At 62.7% G+C, this 23,624-nt stretch carries 20 protein-coding genes and 1 pseudogene; 3 read left to right on the forward strand and 18 right to left on the reverse strand.

What is annotated here, in order from left to right; genetic code table 11:
• Positions 1-322: 322 nt before the first annotated feature.
• The 14 genes from EJ067_RS10070 to hemN form a co-directional block, all read right to left on the reverse strand.
• Complete coding sequence (locus EJ067_RS10070; RefSeq protein WP_095811631.1) at positions 323-595, reverse strand: DUF2274 domain-containing protein; 273 nt, start codon at positions 593-595, stop codon at positions 323-325.
• Between the two features lie 13 nt (positions 596-608).
• Complete coding sequence (locus EJ067_RS10075) at positions 609-1,826, reverse strand: TrbI/VirB10 family protein (protein ID WP_126078925.1); 1,218 nt, start codon at positions 1,824-1,826, stop codon at positions 609-611.
• Between the two features lie 11 nt (positions 1,827-1,837).
• Positions 1,838-2,866: a P-type conjugative transfer protein TrbG gene (trbG, locus tag EJ067_RS10080; protein WP_126078926.1), complete on the reverse strand. Its 1,029-nt coding sequence runs from the start codon at positions 2,864-2,866 to the stop codon at positions 1,838-1,840.
• Positions 2,856-3,587 (reverse strand): conjugal transfer protein TrbF, encoded by a 732-nt coding sequence (gene trbF, locus EJ067_RS10085; protein ID WP_126078927.1) that lies wholly within the window; start codon positions 3,585-3,587, stop codon positions 2,856-2,858. Before trbF ends, trbG begins: the two co-directional genes overlap by 11 nt.
• Positions 3,588-4,910: a P-type conjugative transfer protein TrbL gene (trbL, locus tag EJ067_RS10090; protein WP_126078928.1), complete on the reverse strand. Its 1,323-nt coding sequence runs from the start codon at positions 4,908-4,910 to the stop codon at positions 3,588-3,590.
• Between the two features lie 26 nt (positions 4,911-4,936).
• Positions 4,937-5,668, reverse strand: a complete 732-nt coding sequence (gene trbJ / locus EJ067_RS10095; protein WP_095811626.1) for a P-type conjugative transfer protein TrbJ — start codon at positions 5,666-5,668, stop codon at positions 4,937-4,939.
• The gene (gene trbE, locus EJ067_RS10100) at positions 5,665-8,118 is read right to left on the reverse strand and encodes a conjugal transfer protein TrbE (RefSeq protein ID WP_126078929.1); all 2,454 of its coding nucleotides are present in this window, start codon (positions 8,116-8,118) and stop codon (positions 5,665-5,667) included. The genes trbJ and trbE overlap by 4 nt, the downstream gene beginning before the upstream one ends.
• Positions 8,112-8,384 (reverse strand): VirB3 family type IV secretion system protein, encoded by a 273-nt coding sequence (locus tag EJ067_RS10105; RefSeq protein ID WP_126078930.1) that lies wholly within the window; start codon positions 8,382-8,384, stop codon positions 8,112-8,114. The genes trbE and EJ067_RS10105 overlap by 7 nt, the downstream gene beginning before the upstream one ends.
• Positions 8,384-8,692, reverse strand: a complete 309-nt coding sequence (locus tag EJ067_RS10110; RefSeq protein WP_095776539.1) for a TrbC/VirB2 family protein — start codon at positions 8,690-8,692, stop codon at positions 8,384-8,386. Before EJ067_RS10110 ends, EJ067_RS10105 begins: the two co-directional genes overlap by 1 nt.
• Before the next feature lie 11 nt (positions 8,693-8,703).
• A complete protein-coding gene (gene trbB, locus EJ067_RS10115) occupies positions 8,704-9,672 on the reverse strand; it encodes a P-type conjugative transfer ATPase TrbB (RefSeq protein WP_126078931.1) in 969 nt (322 codons plus the stop codon).
• The gene (locus tag EJ067_RS10120; RefSeq protein WP_126078932.1) at positions 9,669-10,082 is read right to left on the reverse strand and encodes a CopG family transcriptional regulator; all 414 of its coding nucleotides are present in this window, start codon (positions 10,080-10,082) and stop codon (positions 9,669-9,671) included. The genes trbB and EJ067_RS10120 overlap by 4 nt, the downstream gene beginning before the upstream one ends.
• A gap of 116 nt (positions 10,083-10,198) precedes the next feature.
• On the reverse strand, positions 10,199-12,229 hold the full coding sequence (locus EJ067_RS10125; RefSeq protein WP_126078933.1) for a conjugal transfer protein TraG: 2,031 nt from the start codon (positions 12,227-12,229) through the stop codon (positions 10,199-10,201).
• A 564-nt stretch (positions 12,230-12,793) separates the two neighbouring features.
• Complete coding sequence (locus EJ067_RS10135) at positions 12,794-13,183, reverse strand: hypothetical protein (protein WP_126078934.1); 390 nt, start codon at positions 13,181-13,183, stop codon at positions 12,794-12,796.
• A gap of 404 nt (positions 13,184-13,587) precedes the next feature.
• A complete protein-coding gene (gene hemN / locus EJ067_RS10140; protein WP_126078935.1) occupies positions 13,588-14,931 on the reverse strand; it encodes an oxygen-independent coproporphyrinogen III oxidase in 1,344 nt (447 codons plus the stop codon).
• A gap of 354 nt (positions 14,932-15,285) precedes the next feature.
• Between hemN and EJ067_RS34530 the strand changes: the two genes are divergently transcribed.
• On the forward strand, positions 15,286-15,450 hold the full coding sequence (locus EJ067_RS34530) for a hypothetical protein (protein WP_189343226.1): 165 nt from the start codon (positions 15,286-15,288) through the stop codon (positions 15,448-15,450).
• Positions 15,451-15,561: 111 nt separating this feature from the next.
• On the opposite strand, the gene glmS is transcribed toward EJ067_RS34530, so the two are convergent.
• Positions 15,562-17,385 (reverse strand): glutamine--fructose-6-phosphate transaminase (isomerizing), encoded by a 1,824-nt coding sequence (glmS, locus tag EJ067_RS10145; RefSeq protein ID WP_126085768.1) that lies wholly within the window; start codon positions 17,383-17,385, stop codon positions 15,562-15,564.
• 742 nt (positions 17,386-18,127) lie between these two features.
• Between glmS and EJ067_RS10150 the strand changes: the two genes are divergently transcribed.
• Both EJ067_RS10150 and EJ067_RS10155 read left to right on the forward strand, forming a co-directional pair.
• Complete coding sequence (locus tag EJ067_RS10150) at positions 18,128-18,766, forward strand: LysE family translocator (RefSeq protein WP_126078936.1); 639 nt, start codon at positions 18,128-18,130, stop codon at positions 18,764-18,766.
• Positions 18,767-18,784: 18 nt separating this feature from the next.
• Positions 18,785-19,699, forward strand: a complete 915-nt coding sequence (locus EJ067_RS10155; protein ID WP_126083515.1) for a dihydrodipicolinate synthase family protein — start codon at positions 18,785-18,787, stop codon at positions 19,697-19,699.
• A 108-nt stretch (positions 19,700-19,807) separates the two neighbouring features.
• Here the strand turns inward: EJ067_RS10155 and fni are convergent, their stop codons facing one another.
• From fni to EJ067_RS10170, 3 genes and pseudogenes are all read right to left on the reverse strand, one after another.
• Positions 19,808-20,854, reverse strand: coding sequence for a type 2 isopentenyl-diphosphate Delta-isomerase (fni, locus tag EJ067_RS10160; protein WP_126089573.1), 1,047 nt, complete (start codon positions 20,852-20,854; stop codon positions 19,808-19,810).
• Positions 20,855-20,992: 138 nt separating this feature from the next.
• Positions 20,993-21,862 (reverse strand): annotated as a pseudogene (locus tag EJ067_RS10165) (hypothetical protein); the annotation flags it as partial.
• A complete protein-coding gene (locus EJ067_RS10170; protein ID WP_126078937.1) occupies positions 21,859-23,409 on the reverse strand; it encodes a hypothetical protein in 1,551 nt (516 codons plus the stop codon). The gene EJ067_RS10170 and the pseudogene EJ067_RS10165, both read right to left, overlap by 4 nt.
• Positions 23,410-23,624: the final 215 nt, after the last annotated feature.

Raw genomic sequence — 23,624 nt, forward strand, 5'->3', positions numbered from 1 at the left:
CAGTTTGTCCGTCCTGGAGGCTGACCGAAATCAGGGCTTTGACTCTTCGACCGAGTCCAGACTTCCGGGGAGGCAAAAACCACGGACCACCAAATGAGACCGGAATTAGCTGCCAGGCTTGGCGAGACATATGGCGCCACTTATGATCCTGTGACGAGCCGTGTATTTCCCAATAGGGGGTCGCATGGCAGAGGAGGCCCGCCGGAACCCGCAGGCAGGGCTCCAGTTTGTGTCCGCCCGGGAGCTTGGATTGTTCGGGCCATTCTTTCACTGAATGTCAGCGACGCACCCCTGATTGCGGCGTCCGCTACTCAGCCTTCGATTACTCGGAACCTGAACCTGACACGCGTCGCGATTTCTCTGACATGCCGGCGGCAGGCAAGCTTTCCTTTCTGGCCCTGGCAAACGCGCGATCGCCTTCCAAGAAGCCGGCCAGCATGAACGGAATGAGCTCAGCTACTGTCTCGGACTCATTGTAGGTCTGACGGTACAGCGCCGCGTAGTCCTTCAGTGCTTGGCTGAGGCCCGCGCTGACGGTAATGGTGATCTTGGAAGGCGTCCGGTCCGGAAGCTTTCCTAATTTCAGGTTCGCCATGAGCGGCTCCTATTCAATTTGTGTATGGTCGTAGCACGATGTCCTTGTGCACGATGACGCGCAGCGGCCAACCAGGACGGACGATAATGGTGGGTTGAATATTGAGGTTTTTTTCGGTGATGCGCTGGCCAGCTTGACTGACGTTCTGCTGAGTGGATTCGCGGATTGCCTTGAGCAGATCGCTTTCGTTGTCCCCAAAGCTCAACTCGGTGCCGACCCCCAACACCGTGGCTAGAGCAACTCCCTTGATCAGCTGCCAGGTGTGGAAATCCACCTGGTCCTCCAGCCCTGCATAGCCGGCAGTATCTGTCGCTGGCAGATTGTCGATTTCAATCGACGACCCGTCGGGCATCACGATGCGCTGCCAGACTAGCAACGCGCGCTTCTGTCCAAAAGCGACGACACTGTCATAGGTGCCGATGAGCCGCGAGCCCTGCGGGATGAGCAAGGTGTTGCCGGTGACTGTGTCGTCCACATTCTCGGTGACCTGTGCAACCACGAGGCCAGGCAGGTCGGAATTGATCCCGGTGATGAGGCTTGCGGCGATCACGCTGCCGGCCATCAGCTGGTGGGGCGAAGCCGGAGTCTGCAGCGCGTGCGGATTATAGATCCCATTTGTGCTCTGCTGGCTGACGAAGTCGAGCTTGCGCTGCTGATTGTTCTGATCACCCTCAGCCGGTGCAACGGAAGCCCTTGCGTCTTTCATATCGGGTTGCGCAAGTGGTGCTTCAAACGGCGGCCGCGCTCCCTGCGCATTGTCGGCGACCTTCGTGTCCCCGGGCCGGATCTCGATCCGGAACATCACTTGCGACTCACGTGCCTCGATCGCCTGCTGGGCAAGCCGCTGCTCCTCGGCGGAGGCCGCCTGCCCCGGGGCGGTGCCAAGCTGTCGCTGGCGTTCAAGAATGGGGCGGCCGAGATCGCCGGGCAGAGGTGGCCCAAGCACGGGAGGCTTCGGCTTCATTACGGAATAATCCTTGGGGAGCGTTTCAAGTCCCTCTGCGGTTGGCTTACGCTCGGTGTTGTAGAGGTCTTCCGCCCGCTCTTTGATACGCAACGCCGTCCCCTGAAGCGCTATCATCGTGACGCCCAGAATTGCGCCAGACCCAAGTGCAGCGATGGCGACGATCACGCCGCGCCTGAACCGCACCGCGCGGCGAGGAGAAGCCCGCAACTGCAGCTGCTCGGGATCGAGTTTCGGCGGTGCATCTGGTCGGAAACTGTCGGTCATGAGTGCTCCCCTCACCTGCTGGACCGCGCAAAGAGCGGTATTCGCCGCGGCGGTTGCCGGCCGTCGACCCTGATGATGCGGACCACTTGCTGCTGCTTGCTGCCCAGGCGCAGTTCGGCCGCGGCGAACAGACGGTCAACGATGTAGTAGTTGCCGCGCATGCGGTAGTTGACGAGCTGGTTGCTGCCGTCGGCTCCGACGATGAAGAGTGGCGGCGCCTCGCCCTGATCGATGCGACGCGGGAATTCGATGTAAACCTTGTTGCCGTCGTCGAAGGCACGCGTCGGCCGCCAAGGCGGCGTGTCACCGCTGATCGAGTAGCGGAAGCGAATGTTTTCGAGCGCCACATTTGAAGCTGCCGGCATGGCGGCGTCGGCCTGCGTATTCCGCTGGCGTAACGCGATGATCTGGTCTTCGCTGTAGGTCCAGGAGATCGCCGCCATGGCAGTCTTCTCGGTACTTTGAAGCTGCAAATGGTATGTGCGCCGTTCCGTGGTGATCACCAGATTGGTGCTAAGCGCCGGGGCGAACGGTTTGACCAGCACATGGGTGCGCTGATTGTCACCGGTGCCGCTGACGGTGTCGCCGATGACCCAGCGCACCGTGTCGCCGGCCGACACGGCTGTTAGCTTCTCGCCCGGTTGTAGGGCGATATCGGTGACACGCCCCGGCGCGGCATAGAGCTGATAGAGCGCGCCATCTGTGAAGGGATAGACCTGAACCGCATTGACATAGCCATACTTGGTGGGTTGCTGCGTTGCCGCCTGGTTGGCGTCGGCGACGCGTTCTTCGGGAGAGCGTTTGTCGTCGACAATCTTGCCAGGGTCAGGCTGCAACTGGCCTGGCAGCGGCAGGGGCTTTGGTACCTCGACGATCTTGACCGGCTTCTCCGGCGGTTTCTCGACCGCAGCCGGTTTGAAGTCGGCAGTGTCATAGGAAATCTGAGGCGGCGGCACCGGCTTCGACGCGCAGGCGGAGAGGACGACTGCTGACGCGGACAGGATCAGTGCTGCACGGAACGATGGTGCTCTATTTGTCATCGGCGGGCTCCTTCGGGGAAACGGGTGTCGGCGCGACGCTGTCGAGTTCGCGCGACCAGTCGATTGCGTTGATGAAGACGCCGAGCGGGTTGTTGCGCAGCTGGTCCGTATTGCTTGGCGGGCGGATCACGACGGTGAGGATCGCAGTCCAGCGCGTCGTGCTGGCGAGACTGCCGCGCTCAAAAACCTGCTCGGTCCATTTGACCTGGAACGAGCTGTCGGAAGCCCGGACCACGCTGGTCACCTGCACCGACACGCTGCGCATGCCGATCTGACCGAAGGGATCGTCCGCCTTGGCATACTCATTGAGGAAGCGTGCGGCGCGGTCGGTGGCAAAATCGTAAGCTGCCAGCCAGTTCTGGCGCACCAGCACCGGATCGGTGGAAACGGAACGGATATTCTGGATAAAGCGGCCAAGATGCCACGCGATCTGCGCGTCGGTGGGCTCGTAGTCCCGGATTGCCCGCGCAACGGCACGCGCCTCGCCGAAGCGGTCGACCTCGACGATGTAAGGCACAACGCGACTTTGCATCGACTGCCAAACGAGGCCGCCGGAGAGCCCAGTCGCCATGGCCAGACAGCCAAGAGCCATCAGGCGCCAGTTCCGGGCCTGCACCCGCGATGAGCCGATGCGCTCATCCCAGAGCTGGCCGGCCTTCTGATACGGCGTGACCGGCTCGGGCGTCTTGCCGTAACGTTGAACGGGTCGCTTGAAGAGCATCTAGTCGTCCTTGTCGTTGAGAGAGGGATTGGCGCTGCCTCCAGGCCTGTCACCGTCACGGACGGCTTGCACGGCGGCGTGGCGATGAGCACGAGCAGTCTGTTCAGAACGCAAGCGCTTTGCCCAATTGGGCGCGGTGCCAGCGGCCGTACTGGACGGGCCCCCGGTCATCGACGGGGTCGGCGCGCCGCCGGTGGCGGTCCATGCGGCTTCGCGTCCGGCATCAGCGCTGCGCCGGAAGCTTCCGCCAGCAGATCGTGCCGCTCGCATCGCGGTACCGCTGGCGGCACCCGCCACGCCCTGCATTCCAGCAGCCACGCCGGACAGGCCGGTCTCGGGCGAGGTTGCTCGTCCCAACTGCCACGCCGAGGAAACCGCCGAGCCCATGGTCGTACCGGCTCGGATGGCGGTAAGCCCGCCGCCAGTTGCCATGCGCGCGCCGGCGAATGCCGCACCTCCGGCCACCAGCGACGCACCGGCTGCCGCCGCGGTAGTCCCAAGTGCTGCGCCCGCGCCAAGTTGTGGCGCGCCGGAGACAAGACCCGAGGCGATCCCAGGCCCGAAAATGCCGAGCCCAAGCAGCGCCAGCGCGCCCAGCACCTGTGACATGGCCGCCGCCAGGTCGGGCTCCTTGCCCTGGAGCGCCGAAGCGAACTCGCCGAAGAGCGTGGAGCCGATACCGACAATGACGGCGAGCACCATCACCTTGATGCCCGACGAGATCACGTTGCCGAGCACGCGTTCAGCGAGAAACGACGAGCGGTTCCACAGCGCGAAGGGCACGAGAACGAAGCCTGCCAACGTCGTGAGTTTGAATTCCAGGATGGTGATGAAGAGCTGGATGGAGAGAATGAAAAAGGCGATGATGACCAGGAACCAGGCCAAGAGCAGCACGAAGATGGTGAGGGCGTTGCCAAAAATTTCGGGGAAGCCAAGAAGCTGGCTCGCCTGATCGAGAAGCGGCCACGCGCCCTCGAAGCCCGTCGCGGCAATGCGGCCTGGATGCAGCAGATTGTCGGCCGATAGATTGCCGGAAGAAGCATTGATGCCGAGACCGGCAAAAGACCGATAGATGATGTCGGCAAGGGTTTTGAAATTGTTCAGGATGAAGGCGAAGACGCCGACATAGAGCACCTTGCGGAGGAGGCGGCCGAGAATGTTGGGCTCGCCCCCGAATGCCCAGGCGAGGCCTGCCAGGGTGACGTCGATGCCAATTAGAATCGTAGTGAGGAAGGCGACGTCGACCGAAAGCAGACCGAACCCGCTATCGATATAGCGGATAAAAGTCTCCATGAAGCGATCGATGACGCCAAGGTCGTTCATGCCGCCGCCTTCCTCATGTTGAAGTGCTAGTGATCAGTTGCCGGATAGGCCGTGCCGGTGCCCAGGAAGCGCTTCGTCGTCTGGCGGGCTGCTTCCTCGGACTGCGCCTTGCGCGCGGCATCCTCGGCCTCGGCCCGGAACTGCGTCGCGAGCAGCGTCTGGATCTGCATCTGCTGCTTGGTCGAAAGCGCGATCAGCTGATTGGTGGCCTGGCTTGCCTCAAGCGCACCGGCCGCGCCTTGGCTGCGGCGGACGAGATCGGCAAGCAGGTCGCCGTCGCCGCGGACATTCTCGACGATCTGCGACTGCACACCCATGGTCTGGCGGAATGCCTGCATGGCGCTCTGCCAACGCTCACGTGCGGCGGTGGCCGCATCGCTCACTTTGATGGTGGCATCGTAGCTTTCCGGATACTGCTCTCGCCACTGGTCCTGGAGCTTGCCGAGATCAAAGCTCAGGCCGCTCGCCTGGTCCATCAAACCGTCGATCCGTTGGAGCGAACCGGTAAGTTGGCCGACCGAGGAAAAATCCAGCCTCTGAAGGTTGCGCGCCATGTTCTGCAGCATGGTGGCCTGGTTTTGCAGCGACTGGATCTGGTTGTTGATCTGCTCCAATGCGCGCGCCGCCGAGAGTACGTTCTGCGTATAGTTGGAGGGATCGAACACGATCAGGGCGTAAGCCGGCTGGACATAGTCAGCCATCGGCTTGGCGATCAGGGAAAGAGTGATCAGGCTGGATAGAAAGCGGCGTCGCATCATGACGATTGCTCCATGTCAGATTGAGGGAATTGCCGGAGAAGCTCGGCGGCCCAATCGAGGCCGCGTGCACCGAGGAATCGGGAGGCAAAGCTGTCCTGCCCGTGCTTGGACAGCACGCTATCGATGAGCGTCTGCGTGGCCGGATCGGACGCGCCGCAAAGCGCAAGCGTGATGGGACCGAGGCCAAGCTCGAAGAGGCGATTACCGCGGCGCGATTGCAAATAGTAGTGACGCTTTGGCGTAGCGCGGGCGACCAGTTCGATCTGCCGTTCGTTCAGACCAAAGCGTTCGTAGGCTGCCCTCGCCTGCGGTTCCACGGCACGATCGTTGGGGAGAAAGATCCGTTGTGGGCAGCTCTCGATGATTGCCGGCGCGATTGAAGAACCAGCGATATCGGCAAGCGACTGCGTGGCGAAGATGACCGACACGTTTTTTTTGCGCAGCACCTTCAGCCATTCGCGGATCCGCGCGGCGAAGAACGGATTGTCGAGATAGACCCACGCCTCGTCGAGCATGAGCAGTGTCGGCCGTCCGTCGAACCGCTCCTCAAGACGATGAAAGAGATAGGTGAGCACCGGCGTCGTGACGGCGCCCTGGCTGTGCATCAGTTGCTCGGTCTCGAAACACTGCACATCCGACAAGGCCAACAGATCGTCATCAGCATCGAGCAGCCGGCCGAAGGGACCGTCGAGTGTGTAAGGCATCAGCGCGGACTTTAGCGCGTTTGACTGAAGCAGGACCGATAAGCCCGTCAGTGTGCGTTCTTGCGCTGGCGCAGTGGCAAGGCTGCTGAGAGCCGACCAGACCGCCTCCTTCACTTCGGGCGTGAGAGTTACGTTCTCATGAGCAATGAGGCCGGCGATCCATTCGGCGGCCCAGCTGCGCGTGGCATGGTCGCCGATATTGCGAAGCGGCTGGAAGGCAAGAGAACCGTCCGCCCCCAATGCGTGGTGTTCTCCACCCATGGCGAGCGTTGCGGCACGAGCGGAATTGCCTTTGTCGAAGACATAGACCTGCGCGCCGGCATAGCGTCGGAACTGCAGAGCTACCAGCGCAAGCAGCACCGACTTGCCGGCGCCGGTCGGACCGACGATCAGCATGTGACCGACATCGTCGACATGGGTGGAAAGCCGGAACGGAGTTGACCCGCTCGTCTCGGCGAAGAGAAGCGGCGGGGCGTCGGTCTGGGTGACTTTCGCGACATGCTCGTTCGTCGCCGGGCCGGCCCACACCGACGACAGCGGCATGAGGTGGGCAAGGTTCAGGGTGTGAACGAGCGGCTGGCGAATATTGGCGTAGACATGACCGGGCAACGAGCCGAGCCAGGCCTCGACCGCATTGACGCTTTCGCGGATGGTGGTGAAGCCGAGTCCATTGATGACGCGCTCGACGGCGCGAAGTTTTTCCGCGGCGGCTTGGCGGTCCTCGTCCCACACCGTCACGGTAGTGGTGAGATAGCCGAAGCCGACGTGATCGCCACCCAACGCCTGAAGGGCTTCGTCGGCATCGTGCGCCTTGTTGTCAGCATCGCTGTCGACCAGCGGGACCGGCTCGTTGGTTACAACCTCGCGCAGGATGGCCGAGATTGACTTGCGCTTGGCAAACCACTGCCGCCGCAACCGTGTCAGCGTCTTCGTGGCGGCAGTCTTGTCGAGCGGAATGAACCGCGTCACCCAGCGATAGGCAAAATCCTGATTATTGAGGGCGTCGAGGATCCCGGGCCGGGTGAGGTTCGGGAAGCCGAGGATGGTGAGGGTACGCAGATGCTGATCGCCCAGCATCGGTTCCAGGCCGCCGGTAAGCGGCACGTCGACGAGGAAGCCGTCGAGATACATCGGCGTTTCCGGCACTGTGACCGGGTGGCGGCGGGTCGCGATTGTGCCGTGCAGGTAGGTTAGCGTCTCGGCATCCTCGAGCCCGCGCACTTCGGGCATGAAGCCGGAGAGAAGGTCCAGCACACGCGCGGTTTCATCACGGAACCGCGTCATCTCCTGGCGCCAGTCTCGTTCGCCTTCGGAATGATGCGAGTCGACGAGCGCGCTTTCCGCCCGCGCTTGGCTGTCGGGCGATGGCATGAACAGCAAGGTCAGGTGATAGCGGCTTTCGAAATGCGCCACCTTGCCCTCAAAGGCCGCGCGGCGTTCTTCGTCGACCAACCATGAGGCAGGGTCGGGAAAACGCGATTGAGGATAGCCCAACGCTTCGACGCGTTCGGCCTCGAAGAACAATGCCCAGCCGGAACCAAGTCGCCTCAACGCATTGTTTGCCCGCGCGCAAATGCCAACAAGTTCGGCTTCCGTCGCGCTTTCGAGATCGGGGCCGCGGAACCGCAGCGTCCGCTGAAAGCTGCCGTCCTTGTTGAGCACGATGCCCGGCGCGACGAGTGCGACCCAGGGCAGATGGTCGGCAAGCCGGTCGGCCTTCCCGCGATATTCCGAAAGGTTCAGCATGCCAGCCACCCCCTCAGACGAAGGTGCCGGACAAGCACGCTGGCAAAGTCCGGATCGCGGCGGGCGGCAAAGACCGCCAGCGTGTGGCCGGCAGTCCAGAGCACCAGCCCCGCTATCCATTGCTGAAGGCCGAGCCCGATGGCTGCGGCAACTGTGCCGTTGAGGATCGCTACCGCTCGCGGCGCCCCGCCCAGCAGGATCGGTTCGGTCAAAGCGCGGTGAACCGGCACCTCGAAGCCTTCGATATGCTGTTCTCCGGTGGCCATCAGACGAGTGCCCCGCCGCCGAAGGAGAAGAAGGAGAGGAAGAAACTCGATGCCGCGAATGCGATCGACAGCCCGAAGACGATCTGGATAAGCCGGCGAAAACCGCCTGCCGTGTCACCAAAGGCGAGCGTCAGGCCGGTGGTGATGATGATGATCACCGCGACGATCTTGGCGACCGGGCCCTGCACAGATTCCAAAATTTGCTGCAGCGGTTGTTCCCAGGGCATGCCGGAACCAGCCGCGTATGCCGGGGCGGTGACTAGAAGCGCGAGCGCGGTGGACGAAAGAAAGCGGAGCTTCTTGAGCATGAAGTGACCTTTCAAAGCTGCTGGAGTTGAGGAGGCGTGAGCTGGGTGACGGCGTAATCGCCGCTGCCGTCGAGACCGGTGACCTCAGCAATCGCGTCGACGCGGCGCGATGATCCGCGCCCGGCGATGAAGACGATCAGATCGATCGCATCGGCGATGAGGCGTCGAGGAACGGTGACGACGGCCTCCTGAGCGAGTTGCTCAATACGGTAAAGAGCGGAGCGCGCCGAATTGGCGTGAACCGTGGCGATGCCGCCGGGGTGGCCCGTGTTCCATGCCTTGAGCATATCGAGCGCTTCCGCGCCCCTCACTTCGCCGACAATGATGCGGTCGGGTCTGAGCCGGAGCGTGGAGCGCACGAGATCGGCAAGCGTCACAGAACCACGCCTCGTTCTCAAGGCAACGCAGTCCTTTGCTGCGCATTGCAGCTCGCGCGTATCCTCGATCAGGATCACCCGCTCGTCGCAGTCGGCGACTTCGGTGAGCAGCGCATTGGCAAGGGTCGTCTTGCCCGAGGACGTGCCGCCTGCGACCAGGATATTGCGCCGCTCGCGCACTGCCTTCCTCAGCGCATCGGCCTGCAGCGGCGATATGATGCGGTCGGCGACATAGTTGGCCAGCGTGTAGAGTTTTGCCGCTGGTTTGCGAATGGCGAAGCACGGCGCCAGCACCACAGGCGGCAGCAGTCCTTCGAATCGTTCGCCCGACGGCAGTTCCGCACTGACGATCGGGTTGTCGGCATGGGCCTCGGCGCGCATATGGGACGCGACCAGGCGGATAATGCGCTCCGCCTCCGAAGGATGCATGTGCACGCCGGTATCGACCCGGCCTTCGCCCAACCGGTCGAGCCGCAGCGCGCCGTCGGGATTGACCATCACCTCGATAACCAATGAATCGGAGAGCGCCTCGGTGATCGCAGGGCCCATGGCGGTGCGCAGCATCGCGCGGCGACGATGGTCGGCCTCCGGATGAGAGCTCATCGTTCCCCTCCCCTGCCGTTCTCCTTGCCGAGCGACCGTTTCCCGGAAGCAATCTGGCGACCGACCTGCTCGACGAATTTGTCGAAACGGTCCTGGGCAATGGCTTGCGTCGCCTTGTCTGGGACAGGCGTGTGCGCGTGAAGCGTGATCGAAAAGCGAATGAAGAGCGCCAGGCTCTCCAGGATCATTTCGGCATCGCGCCGGACTTGAACGAGGTCGCGTGAAAGACGATCGAGCCGCACACCGTAGCGCCGGTCGAGCTCGTTCTCGCCACGCCGCTCGATAAAAGCCTCAACCGCCTTGGCCACAATGGCTGATTTGGTCGTCGAGGGATCGCGACTGAGGTTCTCCAGCCTCTCGCTCAATTCGGGTTCGAGCAGAAACTGGTGACGAATGCGGGGGGTCTTCATGCGGCTTGTTCCGACGGGCCGGCGTTGCGTTGGCGACGGGAACAAGCATCGGCCAAACCCCCGAAATCGCTTATGGCCGTTATCTACGCTGAAGTACGCCGGCTACGCGCCGGCGTTCAGAAGCCGGGCACGATGTCCTTGTCGTCGCCCCTTCCCTCGTTGATGCCATAGGCACGCCCGACGGTGGAGATCCGGTCCATGACGCGCTTGTCGGCCATCGCCTCGCTATCATCATCTGCGGGTGGGGACAGATCGTCCTGGTCCGGTTCCCGGGTGACGGCGGTATGTTCTTCGGGCAGGCCGGGATGGCGCTGCTGCTGAACACCTCCCTCGTCGGCAAGCGCGGCGCCAGCGTTTTCGTCGTCGGAGGCAAGACGACGGTCGACTCGGCGTACTTGGCCAGTCCAGTCGTCTTGGCGCGGCGCAGGGGAGTCTGCGTAGAGAGTGTCATGCAGCACCGGCGCAGGCAGCATCCGTTCGGTGAAATTCTGATCCTCGTAGTAGCGCAGCTTTTTGGCGCGGATGGGGGGCAATCCCGAAACGAGCACCAGTTCGTCCGAAGGCGGCAATTGCATCACCTCGCCAGGTGTCAGCAGCTGCCGGGCGGTTTCCTGGCGGCTCACCATGACATGCGAGAGCCAGGGCGCCAGCCGGTGGCCCGCATAGTTGCGCATCGATCTCAATTCCGTGGCCGTGCCAAGCGCGTCCGAGATTCGCTTGGCCGTGCGCTCATCGTTGGAGGAAAAGGCAATTCGCACATGGCAATTGTCCAGAATGGCGTTGTTCTCGCCATACGCTTTGGAGATCTGGTTCAACGATTGCGCGATCAAGTAGGCGCGAATTCCGTAACCGGCCATAAAGGCGAGCGCGGTCTCAAAGAAGTCGAGGCGACCGAGCGCCGGAAACTCATCCAGCATCATGAGCAGTTGATGCTTGCGACCCTTCTTTGGGTCACCCTCGAGGCGCTCCGTGAGCCGTCTGCCGATCTGGTTCAGGATCAGCCGCACCAAAGGCTTGGTGCGCGAAATGTCAGATGGCGGCACGACCAGATAGAGCGATGTAGGCCGCGCGGCATCCATCAAGTCGGCGATCCGCCAGTCACAAGACGAAGTGGCTGCAGCCACGGTCGGATCATGGTAGAGCCCGAGAAAAGACATGGCGGTCGAGAGGACGCCTGAACGCTCGTTCTCCGACTTGTTCAGCACCTCGCGCGCCGCAGAAGCCACAACGGGGTGTACTTGAGGCCTTTCCGCCGCGCCCAGATGGTTGGTCGTCATCATCCGCTGTAGCGTTGCAACAAATGAGCGCTGCGGGTCCGACAAGAACGTGGCGACCCGAGCGAGTGTCTTTTCCTCCTCGGCATAGAGGACGTGCAGGATGGCGCCGACCAAGAGTGAATGGCTGGTCTTCTCCCAATGATTACGCCGCTCCAGCGCGCCCTCAGGATCGACCAAGATGTCGGCGATGTTCTGAACGTCGCGGACCTCGTTCGGACCTTTGCGCACTTCCAAGAGTGGGTTGTAGCGGGCCGATCGCGGATCAGTCGGATTGAACAATAGGCAATACGAGAACTTCGACCGCCAGCCGGAGGTCAGCTGCCAGTTCTCGCCTTTGATGTCGTGAATGACGGCCGATCCGGACCAGGAGAGAAGAGTTGGGACAACCAGTCCGACGCCCTTGCCCGAACGTGTCGGCGCAAACGCCATGACGTGCTCCGGCCCGTCATGACGCAGATACCGATCCTGCAGTTTGCCAAGGAAGACGCCGGCCGGCTGAAACAGCCCTGCTTTGTCGATCTCCCGCGTCGCCGCCCATCGAGAGGAGCCATAGGTAGTAACCAACCCGCGCTGGCGCGCGCGCCACAGGGAACCAGCGATTGCAGCGGCAAAGCCCATCAATCCACTGGTGCCCGCAAGCATGCCCGCCTTGTCGAATACCTCGGGCGCATAGGCATCGAATTGGAACCACCATTCCAACAGTTTCCACGGCTCGTAGATCGGCCAGCCAGCCGCGACAAACCATGGCGCGCCGAGTTGTTCCTGAAAGGCCAGCATTTGAGCGCACCATTGCGTGGCAGCCCACACGCCGATCAGAACGATGGCGAACACAATGGCGATCTGCCCAATCAGAAGCTTTGTGGGCGTCATTGGATTGCTCCGCTGTTCTGGAGAGGTGGATCGAGCATCGCCCGGGGCGGGCGGAAGAGGAATGCACTCTATGTACGACTTGGTGCGATGAGAGGGTTTGGCGCGCCGTTGCTCTCCTTCGAGGTGGGTATCGATATTCGGGCATTCCCGAGCAAGTCTTGACTGCTGTGTCAGAGGGGGGCCGGTATCGTTCGTGCTCTCGTGAGCACGTCGGATATTTGGTCGGGGAGCTGGCGGTAGCGTGCGGGCAAGCCGCTGAGGAAATCCTGAACATCGAACCCGATCTGAGGTACAACAGGCCTATCGAGGTCGGCTCGCGAGGTCGGCTGCCCGCCACGGGAATTTCTCAGGCGAGCTGGGACATATTGGGCGCTGAGTGTATCTTGGGCGATCTTATCGGACGCCGAATTGACGACATTCATTGTGTGGCAAGGTTCGCCGGCGATGCTGTCGAACAGAGGCCGCGATCACTCCCCGGCCGTGGCACATCGGCGCGCTGCAGAATCTCGATGGGCCACCGTTTCAACGCCCACGCGGATGTCCACAGACGCGTTCCGCCAAGCGCTAGTTGCAAAGCATATGACCCGCATTTCGCAACGCCTCTAGGAACAGGCTAGCTAGGTGAGTGACATCGATTTTGGCCTGCATTGACACCGGCATGCTGGCCCAAGTTTCCAACGGCACAATGAAGCGGGAAAAGGTACCATTTACGACGCAGTAGCGGCTAACAAGGCCTTGTCTGTCCAACGCCACCACACCCATCTGGTCGTCTCGATATCGGATGGCCGCGATCCGCTGGATGTCGGCGTCATCGTCGACCCGCGCGTCGAAAAGCAGGGTTCCGCGGCTCCTCGCTGCTATTTCCGCCGCTTTGTCATTGAAGCTCAAGCAGAGTGAGCGGACGCTTTCCACTGCCATCTGGAAAACCAACAAATCCAGTTCATTCACGGCCATGTGGGCAGTTGAGCCATTAGATGGATTATTGCAATGTCGCACACGGCTTGTTCACAGGTGTCGACCAACTCCACACGCCGATCGTTTTAGTCGACCGCCGACAGACGGCTGCTCCTTGGCTGCCGCTCCTGAGGGGCGCTCACGGGCGTTAACGAGGCCCGGCTTCTGCACCACTCTTGAGAAACTTTTGCTTCCGCGCCGCTTCGCCAATCTGCGCCTCGCCTCTGCAGCCGTCCGCTTATCGGACGCAGATCTCGAGGCTCGTTGGGCCCTTACCGTGGCCTTCTTCGAGGGCGGGAAGCCGCTTGAGCCCCGCTACGCCGGCGACGGCTAAGAAATCCTGACCTACAAGAAGGCAAACCGCATGTGCTTCGACTTTCCCTTCGGCGTCGCCTTGGCCTCCCTCACACTCGTTGGTTGACTCGCGGGGCACCCCGGTCGAGAAAAGCATCGAATGCGGCAGCAACAGAGCGAATCGCAAAGCGATGCTGCCGCGATACGCGGACAAAACCCTTTTCGATGTCCACAATTCCGTCCTTAGTAAGCATCGCCAAGCGTTCAGCTGATTCGAGAAAATGGATCGGATCAGACCCGTGGGCGGCACAGATTGCCGGCACATCGGCCTCGAGATCGCACATTAATCGCTCGATGATTGCGGCTCGCGCGCGGTCTTCGTCGGTAAGACGGTAGCCCTTTGACGTCGCCAGACGGCCAGCTGCGATGTGCCGGCTGTAGGAATCCCGTGTAACCTCGTTCTGGACGTAACCCTCGCCGACACGCCCGATAGCCGACGCGCCGAAACCGATCACGGTTTTGCAGGTGTCGGCCGAGTAACCCAGCGAGTTGCGCCGCAGGCGACCGGTTTTCTGTGCCAGGGCGAGATCGTCGTCCGGCAAGGCGAAATGGTCGAGCCCGATCTCTCGGTAGCCGGCGGCAATCAGCGTCACAGCAATGGCCGCATCCTGTTCGGCGCGGGCAGCGCTGCCTGGAAGAGATGCCTCCTCGATGAGGCGCTGATTCCTAATAAAGGACGGGATGTGGGAGTAGCCGAACGCCGCAAGCCGGTTGGGGCGCATGGCGACCGCCGCTCTCGTGGTCTCGACGCAAGATTGCACCGTTTGATGCGGGAGACCAAAGATGAGGTCGAAGTTGATGCTTCTCACTCCATGCCGACGCAGCATTTCGACGGCAGCCGCGGTTTGCGCCTCAGTTTGGACCCGGTTGATCGCTTTTTGAACAATGGGATCGAAGCTCTGCACGCCGAGGCTCGCGCGGTTCACGCCTGCTGCTTCCAAGGCTTCGGCCATGTCGGCCGTGAACGTGCGTGGGTCGATCTCGACGGCGATCGTAGCCGTTTTTTCGAGCGCAAAGCGGCGGCGCAGCAACTCCATCAGGGCGAGGAACTCTACTGGCCCCATGAGAGTTGGCGTTCCCCCGCCAAAATGCACATCGCTGACGGGCAGCGCCTGCGGCGCGTGCTCCGAGACCAAACGTATCTCGTCATGCAGCGCCGCCAGATAATTGAAGATCGGCGCATCATGGCGAGTGATTGCGGTGGGAAAGCCGCAAAACCAGCACTTTGATCGGCAGAACGGAACGTGCAAGTAAAGTGACGCCGGATCGTCAGTCGGTAGGTTCCTGAGCCATTCCTCATAAGCCTCGGCGCCGACCGCCCCAGAGAACTCCGAGACAGTCGGATAGATGGTGTACCAAGGCAGGCGGACCTCGCGATCTTTTGTGGTCTGCAATAGTTACCGTCCCATGTTGATGCCTTCCATCCTTACCACTGCGCTCTCCTGTGTCTTTGCGCTATATCAGGCCGTTCCGCTTTCGGTCTGATTCGCAGCGATAAGCGCTGTTCAGCCTTGGCTGGACAGCGACGGTATGAGGACGCGCTGGTCAGCGACAAGCGCCATGGGTTTCCCGTCGAGAGGATCGTGCACACGTTTGGGGCTACTATCTTATCCCCTTCCCTTCAGCGTCCGCCTGGGCGAGGAGACGCTGCTGGAAGGCGGCATGCCGCATCTGACTAGTCGGATGCGGGCTCGGCCAGTATCCCAGCTTCGATATCGACCGGATCGGGCGGCGACTCCAATGCAACCTTGGCGTCCAAAGACCTCGACGCGCTGACCGCCGCCGGCGTGACCGCGCTCGCCGCGCAGGATCCTTCGGACAAGCAGATCACTTACGTCAAGGCGCCGTTCACGTCGCTGGCGGGGTTGCCCGTAGGCACAGCCAAGCAGCGTGAGGGGCGGCCAAAGGGATAACCAATCGTTGCTAACCGGCATGCTCCACCAAGGCGGTGCGCGCTTGCGCCGGTTGAAGGGCTTGGAGTTTTCCCAACGGTGCGAGCGTTGCGACCTATGAAAGGCTCCCAATCATTCGACTGTGACTGATTTCGCCAGGTTGCGTGGCTGGTCGAGATCTGTGCCCACGCAGACGGCCGTGTGATACGCAAGAAGCTGTATCGGCAGCGAGAAGATCATCGGCGCGACAATCTCGTCGGTGGCCGGCAGCACGATCGTGTGCATCGTATCGAGTTTCGATGCGGCTGCCCCTTTGCCATCGGTGATGAGGATAATGCGCCCTCCGCGGGCGGCCACTTCCTGCATGTTTGAGAGGGTCTTGTCGAAAAAGCGATCATGTGGCGCGATGACGATCACTGGCATGTTCGAGTCTATCAATGCGATAGGACCGTGCTTCAATTCACCTGCCGCATAGCCCTCGGCGTGGATGTAGGAAATTTCCTTGAGCTTCAGCGCACCTTCCATCGCGAGTGGGAAATTTGTGCCACGGCCGAGGTACAGGACATGATGACACTTTGACAGTTCGCGCGACAGAAGCTCAATCTGCGGCTGGATGCTGTTCAGCACCTGCCTCATGAGGCGCGGCATTTCCGTGAAGCTCCCGACGAACGCCTGCGCCTCATCTTCGGTCACGGTTCCGCGGACCTTGGCTGCGTGGATGGCGAGTGCTGCAAGTACGGCAAGCTGGCAGGTGAAGGCCTTGGTGGAGGCGACACCGATCTCCGGGCCGGCAAGGATCGGGAAGACCACATCGGCCTCCCGAGCGATGGTCGATTCGCGCGCATTGACGACGGCGCCAATTTTCAGCCCAAGCTGCTTGCAGTACCTCAGCGATGCCAGCGTATCGGCGGTTTCGCCCGACTGTGAAATGAAAAGAGCCGCAGACTGCGCAGACAGCGGGATCTCGCGATAGCGGAATTCGGATGCAACATCTATTTCGACGGGCAGGCGCGCATAGCGCTCGAACCAGTATTTTCCGATCAGTCCCGCGAGATACGCGGTGCCGCAGGCAGAGATCGCCAAGCTCGGGATCCTGGCGAAGTCGATGCCAAATGCCGCATCGGCGCCATTTTCTATGAGATTGGTATACTGACCGAGCGCATCGGCGATGACCTCGGGCTGCTCGAGGATTTCCTTCTCCATGAAGTGGCGATGGTTGCCCTTGTTGGCCAGAGTGGCCGCAGCCATCGAGGTCTGGCGCGGACGCGCGACGGGGAGGCCGTCGTTATCAAAGATGTCGGCGCCCGTCCTGCTGACAACGGCCCAGTCGCCGTCGACGAGATAGGTGATTTCATTCGTGAATGGAGCAAGCGCGATCGCGTCGGAGCCCAGGAACATCTCGCCGTCGCCATGACCGATCGCCAGCGGTGGTCCATTGCGCGCCGCAATGATGGTCGACGGATCATCTTCAAAGAGGATGGCAAGCGCGTAGGCACCCCTGACGCTTTTCAGCATGGCATGCACCGCCTCACCGCGCCCCATGCCCGCCCGGCGGTGTCCTGCCAAGAGATGCGCAAGGACCTCAGTGTCGGTGTCGGTCTGGAACTCGGTTCCCGTCGCCGCCAATTCGTCCTTCAGTTCGGCGAAATTCTCGATGATGCCGTTATGGACGACGGCCACACCGTCCGTGAAGTGCGGGTGTGCATTGCGTTCCGTCGGTGGCCCATGGGTTGCCCAGCGGGTGTGGGCGATGCCGATGGTGCCACTCAGCGGCTCTTCCTTCAGTCTCGTCTCGAGATTGACGAGCTTGCCCTCGGCGCGCCGGCGGTGCAAGGTGCCCTCGGTGATCGTCGCAATGCCGGCCGAATCATAGCCGCGATATTCCAGACGCTTCAACGCGTCGACCAGGCGCTCCGACACCGGCTGTTGCCCAACGATGCCAACAATCCCGCACATGTTCTTCTCCGAATTCTTCCCGGCAGCCGACGCAGACGAGGACGAACACGCGCCCGGCGTGCTCAGTTAGAATCTTCTAATGAAATCCAGTGAGATCAGTAAAATTGATTGTTAGGATGGCTATCATCCACGCTATGGATGAATAAACCCCGGCCGCTGCGGGTGATGGCGCTGTCCACCTGCGACCGCTCTTGCGGCGCATTCTTGAGCAGGGATTGCTAATTGGACCGGTCGCTCCCGTACTGCGAGAAACCTCCTATACTGGACCGCTGAAAATCTCAGAAAGTGGCAGTTTATCTTGAACCAGTGAACTGCGATTTTGGCTTGTAGTCATGGAAGCGATCGGGACCGGGTCGCGTCGTTCTTGGATGCTTTGCGCTTGAATTGATGGAGTTGCCTGGATGTTTGAGGGTCCCATCATCGACGTCGAATCGAGAATATTGCGCCGGGATTAAGAGCCGTGAGCGTCCACGTCGATGCCACTTCTGACGGGAGTGGAATGCCCGACACAATGATGAACGGAGAGGCAGTCAACGATGGCGCGACGACATTTGCGTCACCTGCGTTGGTGACCGTGCCGGACGACGCATTGGCGGAGGCGACGAATGCCCTGGTCGGAGATTGAATGCTTGATGCAATGCGAGCCAAGAAATTGCCCCCGGATGACGTTTCCGGTCGAGGGATCCATGGTCGTGGCAATCCGGTGCGATCGATCCGATCGAGATTATGAAGGGCTGAGAGAATGAATGTCGATCTCCATCAGTTACTCATCGTCTTTGCTGCATATGTCATTGCCGCAGGGAGCCCCGGCCCGAGCAACATGCGCATCATGGGGGTTGCCATGTCGCGCGGCAGGGGTGCCGCGCTCATACTCGCGTCTGGCGTCGTCAGCGGCTCGATCTTCTGGGGTTTTATGGCCTCGACCGGCATCTCCGCCCTCTTGGCCAGGTACGCCCAGGCACTACTCGTCCTGCAGGTTTTCGGGGGCCTTTACTTGCTATTACTCGCCTTCAGGGCGGGACGGTCGGCGCTTACGTCGAACGAGAAGCTGGCGGTGCGCGCCTCGACCGACGAAGTCGCTTTTTCACGGGGTAAGCTCTATGGAAGGGGCCTCCTGATGCATTTGGCGAACCCAAAATCCGTGCTGGCATGGATCGCGCTCGTCACACTGGGAATCGGCCCGAATTCGTCGTGGCAGACCATGGCGGCCATATTGGGTGGCTGCGCCGTCTTAAGTGTCACGATATTCTGCGGCTACGCCATTGTCTTCTCCACACCGCCGATGGTGGCTCTGTATCGCCGCTGTCGCCGTTGGATCGAAAGTCTGCTGGCAATGTTCTTCGTATTCGCCGGGCTGCGCATGCTGCTTTCCCCTATGTAGTTTCGAAAGGAATGGATGATGACTTTGTTTCGCGGCATGTCGGCGTTCCCCCTCACGCCAACCGATGCGAAAGGGCATGTCGACACCGAGGCATTGGCTCGTTTTCTCGAGCGTATTCAACGAGCGGGAGCAGACTCCATCGGCCTTTTGGGGAGCACGGGCGGCTATGCTTACCTCACGAGGGAAGAACGCAAGCGCGCCGTTCAGGCTGCCGTGGAATGCATTGGCGGCAAAACGCCTCTTTTCGTGGGGGTGGGTGCATTGCGTACCGACGAAGCTCAGGCTCTGGCGCGCGATGCAAAATCCGCTGGCGCTGACGGCCTGCTCCTGGCACCCATGTCCTACGTTCCCCTGAATGAGGATGAAGTCTTCCAGCACTTCGTCGCGGTTGCCGAGGCGGGGGAACTGCCTTTGTGCATATACAACAATCCAAGCACCACGCGCTTCACATTCAGCGACGCATTGATCGCCCGGCTGTCAGAGGTGTCCAACATCGTCGCCGTGAAAATGCCTCTGGCGGCGAATGAGGATTACACGGGAGAACTGGCACGCTTGCGGTCGATGACGCCTGACACGTTCACAATCGGATACAGCGGCGATTGGGGCGCGGCGGATGCCCTGCTCGCCGGATGTGACACCTGGTACAGCGTTGCGGCAGGTTTGCTGGCGGTCCCGGCGCTTGCGCTGACGCGTGCGGCGCAGTCCGGCGACGTGGCGGAGTCCGCTCGGTTGAACCGCGCTTTCGAGCCGCTCTGGACCTTGTTCAAGCACTACGGCAGCTTCCGCGTTATGTTCATCATCGCCGAATACCTCGGTCTGGCGCACGTCGAGCCACCGCGCCCTATTTTGCCGTTGCCGGACAACGCCGGAGATGACATTAGGCAGGCACTGGAGAAGCTCCACACAGCATGCGCAGTGCAACTGCTACACTAAGCAGCCCGCGCGCTGGCGTTCCCCGCACCGTTCGAGATGGAAGTCAGGCGGCGCAGAATTGGATAGCTGCTCAACACCGCCTTTAACCACGTGCGGACTACGCCGGCATTAACCGGCGGGCAGATGCGCCGAGGGCAACAAGCGCGCCTGACGCAACGCCGCCAGATCAGCCGAGCCGGTGCAGAAGCAGGCGACTGCCAGCTGGCGGATGACGATCTCGAAATGCGCGACAACCGCCTCGGTGGACACCATCGCCGCGGGCAGCACGCCGGCCGCCTGGCCGGCGAAGTCCGCGCCCAGGCGGATGGCCTTGGCCACGTCGCCGCCGTCTCGGATACCGCCCGACGCGATTAACTTCACCGTTGGCAGCGCCCGACGCACCGCCTGCACGCCGGCCGGGGTCGGAATCCCCCAGTCGGCGAACGACATCGCCACTGCACGGTCGGCGGCATCGCGGGCCCGCTCGCCCTCCACCGCGGCCCAACTGGTGCCGCCGGCGCCGGCGACATCGATCATCGCCACGCCCGCCTCGACGAGCGCAGAGGCCACCGAGGCGGACAGGCCCGACCCCACTTCCTTGGCCACGATCGGCACGCCCACGCTGCGCGCGGCACGAGCGATCTGCGCCAGGACGCCGCGCCAGTCGCGGTCGCCCTCCGGCTGTACCGATTCCTGCAGCGGATTGAGATGGACGATCAGTCCATCGGCCTCCAGCGCATCAACCGCCCGGCGCGCCAAGTCCAGGCCGTCGGCCTCGCGCAGTTGCGCGGCGCCGATATTGGCCAGGGGGATGTCTGGGGCCAGGTGTCGCAGCGCGCGCGTCAGCCCTTGGGAGTTGCGGGATTGCAGGCTAACGCGCTGGGAACCGACGCACATCGCAATCCCCAAGGCTTGAGCTGCCTCGCTCAGATGCCGGTTGATGGCCTCGGCGCGCGGCGTGCCGCCGGTCATGGAGCTGATCAGCAGCGGCGCGCGCATGGTCTTGCCTAGCAGCGAGGCGCGCAGGTCGATCTGCGTCAGGTCCAACTCGGGCAATGCGCAGTGTTCGAAACGGATATACTCCCAGCCGGCGGCGACCGTGGCCGGCGCCGTTCGCCGATCCAGCACGATGCCAAGATGGTCGTCCTTGCGGCGGCTCAGGGTGGTGTCGTTCATGCTCGCTCCATCGGTCGCATCGGGCGACGGCGTTGCGTCGGATCGGACTGACGGCAGCGCGCGCACGTCGCCGCCTCCCGCGCCTTCAGGCCGGCCCACGCTGGCCTCCCCCGCAGTGTCCCTGGCCTCCCCCGCAGTGTCCGTGCGGTAGCGGCTTGCCGATGTCTGGTAGTACTGCGTGCGGATGGCTGCCATGGCCTCGATCAACGGTCCCCACGGCGCGGGAAAGCCTGCTTCCGCCATCACTCGGTGCAGCATGCGCGTATGGCCGGCCAGCTCGTCGTTGAGGAACTTCACCACAGGCATAGCCGGATAGCGCTGCAGCAGCAGAATCGCCGCGTTGTCGGCCTCGCCGGCCGACCTGTCCTTGTCGCGTCCATGCAGATCGTTCTGCAGGCGCCCTATCGCGGAGATGAGCCGCAGGACCTGGCGAAACGCCGGACGCGCGCGCAAAGTAGCCATGTCCAGCCCCCACAACAACGACAGGCAACACAACACGTTCCTGTAGGCGATCGAATCGACGCCGTTGTGCAGGTACTCGGCGTAGGACCAGCGCTCCGCCCCTGCTGCCTGCGCCTCTCCGGCGCGCAGCGCCGCGCAGTAGCACCGGGTATCGTCGAGAAGCTGAGCATAGTCGCGACGATCGTAGGCGAGCGCGGCCAGCGAAGCGCTTAGCACAGCGCAGCCCTCGAATCCTGGGAGTGCGCACGGTACGCCCTGCCCCAGCGCCTGCTCCACCGCGGCGAGCTGCTCCGGCGCGATCAGCCCAAGGTCATTGCAATCGTCGAGCCAAAACAGCAGCGCCAGTTCGCGATAGAACGTCACGATCAGCGTTTCATCCTGCGGATCGCGGCCAGTGCGGGCGCTGGTTTCGCGCAGGCTCTGGTCGATGCGCTGCAGGATGTACCGGCCGCCCCTGACCGCTTCCACGGCATGCTCCTCGGCGAACCCGGTCAGGGAACGCCCCCACTCCAGCACCTGCTGCAGCGCGCGTTCGGTCTGGGTCATGGCGCCGCTCCTGCTCCCTCGGCCAGCACGCGCTGCCCCCAACCAAGCGCCAGCCACAACCCGGCGAGTTCGGCCACGCGCACCACCCGGGTTGGGCAATACAGTTCTTTGCCGATCCACAGCGGCATCTGCCGCAATGCATGCGCCCTATAGCGGGCGAGCATCCACTCCAGCGCACGCGCCACGGCCTGCGCGATGCGTCGGCGCCCTATCGGCTCTTCGCTTCCGTCCATCACGTGCAACGCGAACAGCGCATAGGCGGTTTCCTCGAATGTGGACGCGCGACCGGCGCCCCAGCCGCCGTCGTCGCGCTGCGCCTGCAGCAGCGCCGCCACCGCGCGCTCGTCGCGCCAGTGGGGCTTGCCTTGCGCCAGCGCAGCGACCGCATGCGCGGTGGGATACAGCCAAGAAACATGCCATTTTTCGTTGTCCCATAGACCGTGCGGGTTGCGATTGGCCTCGACGTAGGCGCTGGCGCCGGCGGCGGGCTTGCCCGACAGTCGCAACGCATGCAGGGCATGGATGTTGGTCGAGACCGAAGCATTACGCTCGCCGGGGAAGGTCACGAATAGCTCGCCGATTTCGAAATGGCGCAACGTGTCGACCGCCGGGTCGCGGCCTGCAAGGCGCAGGACGCACAACGCAACGGCGGTGTCGTCCGCATCGGCCGCGAACTGCAGGGCCGGGCCCAGACCGCGCTCGCCCAGGCGGGCCTCGAGCTGCGCGACGATCACGCGCACCATCTCGGCGAGCGCGGGATGCGCGAACAGCCCGGCCAGATGCAGGGTGTACAGCGACCAGCATGGCTCGAACACATTGATCGGCCAGACGTTGGGAACGACACCTTCGATGCCGCTGCGTGTCGCCCGCGATGCCGTTTGCAGATACGCGTCGGCGCGCCCGACTTGCGGCGTGCTCCCTTGTCTCACGGCCTGCGCACGCCACGCGGCGGTGGCCGCCGGACTGATGCCGATGCTGCCGTCGGCATCCGGGCATGCGGTGGTCGGCGACGTCCCCCAGGCTTCCCAGGAGTGCAGCAACGGATGGCCGCTCGGCAACGTCGCCACCGCCCCCAGCTTGACCAGGCACGCTTGCCGCAACGGCAACAGCGCCGCGTGGCGCGGAAACGCCACGCCGCCCAGCAGGGATGAAGCCTCGCCGGATAACTGCGGCAGAATCAGCTCCGCCCCGATCGGCGCGTCTTCCGGCACCGCATCCGCGTAGGGATCGGGCTGGCGCTCGAGGAATCGGGTTGCAGCCTGGACTGCGTCGGCAGCGTCGGGAATAGAATCGGCACGTTGCAGTGCCAGCAACGCCGCCCACGTGGGCGCATGGCGGAACAGCGGGAAGTCCGCGTTTCCCCATCCGCCATCGGCCTGTTGCTGCGCGATGAGCCACGCGTAGGCCTCCTGCCGACCGGTGACGTTGCCGTGGAAATGCAGAGCTCGCGCCGTGTCGTATACGGACGGACCGACGGCGCCGCCGTCGCTCATCTCGCTCAGCAGCTGGCGCAGTTCGGAAAGGACCTGTTCGGACAGCGCGTTCACGCGGGATGTTCCTTCGGCAGACGGTTACCGAGAATCAAGATCGGGCAGACGCCGCGCGCCTCGCCGCAGGCCCGTCGCGGCCCGGCGCATGTGCAACGCCGTGCGGCCGCCCTGCTGCGGCGCGGCGACGCGCCCCGATGCTGGCGCCGGTGCGCTGCATAGGCTTGCGCGCAGAGCGCCGGTGTGCCGCGACCGTGCTGGGCAAGCGCTGACCA

Origin of the sequence: Mesorhizobium sp. M1D.F.Ca.ET.043.01.1.1, from assembly GCF_003952385.1 — a bacterium.
Taxonomy (GTDB): Bacteria; Pseudomonadota; Alphaproteobacteria; order Rhizobiales; family Rhizobiaceae; genus Mesorhizobium.

What these genes read in the sequence shown, in the direction of transcription:
- EJ067_RS10070 (WP_095811631.1), bottom strand. Translation starts at nt 595, where the DNA reads ATGGCGAACCTGAAATTAGGAAAGCTTCCGGACCGGACGCCTTCCAAG.
- EJ067_RS10075 (WP_126078925.1), bottom strand. Translation starts at nt 1,826, where the DNA reads ATGACCGACAGTTTCCGACCAGATGCACCGCCGAAACTCGATCCCGAG.
- trbG (WP_126078926.1), bottom strand. Translation starts at nt 2,866, where the DNA reads ATGACAAATAGAGCACCATCGTTCCGTGCAGCACTGATCCTGTCCGCG.
- trbF (WP_126078927.1), bottom strand. Translation starts at nt 3,587, where the DNA reads ATGCTCTTCAAGCGACCCGTTCAACGTTACGGCAAGACGCCCGAGCCG.
- trbL (WP_126078928.1), bottom strand. Translation starts at nt 4,910, where the DNA reads ATGAACGACCTTGGCGTCATCGATCGCTTCATGGAGACTTTTATCCGC.
- trbJ (WP_095811626.1), bottom strand. Translation starts at nt 5,668, where the DNA reads ATGATGCGACGCCGCTTTCTATCCAGCCTGATCACTCTTTCCCTGATC.
- trbE (WP_126078929.1), bottom strand. Translation starts at nt 8,118, where the DNA reads ATGCTGAACCTTTCGGAATATCGCGGGAAGGCCGACCGGCTTGCCGAC.
- EJ067_RS10105 (WP_126078930.1), bottom strand. Translation starts at nt 8,384, where the DNA reads ATGGCCACCGGAGAACAGCATATCGAAGGCTTCGAGGTGCCGGTTCAC.
- EJ067_RS10110 (WP_095776539.1), bottom strand. Translation starts at nt 8,692, where the DNA reads ATGCTCAAGAAGCTCCGCTTTCTTTCGTCCACCGCGCTCGCGCTTCTA.
- trbB (WP_126078931.1), bottom strand. Translation starts at nt 9,672, where the DNA reads ATGAGCTCTCATCCGGAGGCCGACCATCGTCGCCGCGCGATGCTGCGC.
- EJ067_RS10120 (WP_126078932.1), bottom strand. Translation starts at nt 10,082, where the DNA reads ATGAAGACCCCCCGCATTCGTCACCAGTTTCTGCTCGAACCCGAATTG.
- EJ067_RS10125 (WP_126078933.1), bottom strand. Translation starts at nt 12,229, where the DNA reads ATGACGCCCACAAAGCTTCTGATTGGGCAGATCGCCATTGTGTTCGCC.
- EJ067_RS10135 (WP_126078934.1), bottom strand. Translation starts at nt 13,183, where the DNA reads ATGGCCGTGAATGAACTGGATTTGTTGGTTTTCCAGATGGCAGTGGAA.
- glmS (WP_126085768.1), bottom strand. Translation starts at nt 17,385, where the DNA reads ATGTGCGGGATTGTTGGCATCGTTGGGCAACAGCCGGTGTCGGAGCGC.
- EJ067_RS10150 (WP_126078936.1), top strand. Translation starts at nt 18,128, where the DNA reads ATGAATGTCGATCTCCATCAGTTACTCATCGTCTTTGCTGCATATGTC.
- EJ067_RS10155 (WP_126083515.1), top strand. Translation starts at nt 18,785, where the DNA reads ATGACTTTGTTTCGCGGCATGTCGGCGTTCCCCCTCACGCCAACCGAT.
- fni (WP_126089573.1), bottom strand. Translation starts at nt 20,854, where the DNA reads ATGAACGACACCACCCTGAGCCGCCGCAAGGACGACCATCTTGGCATC.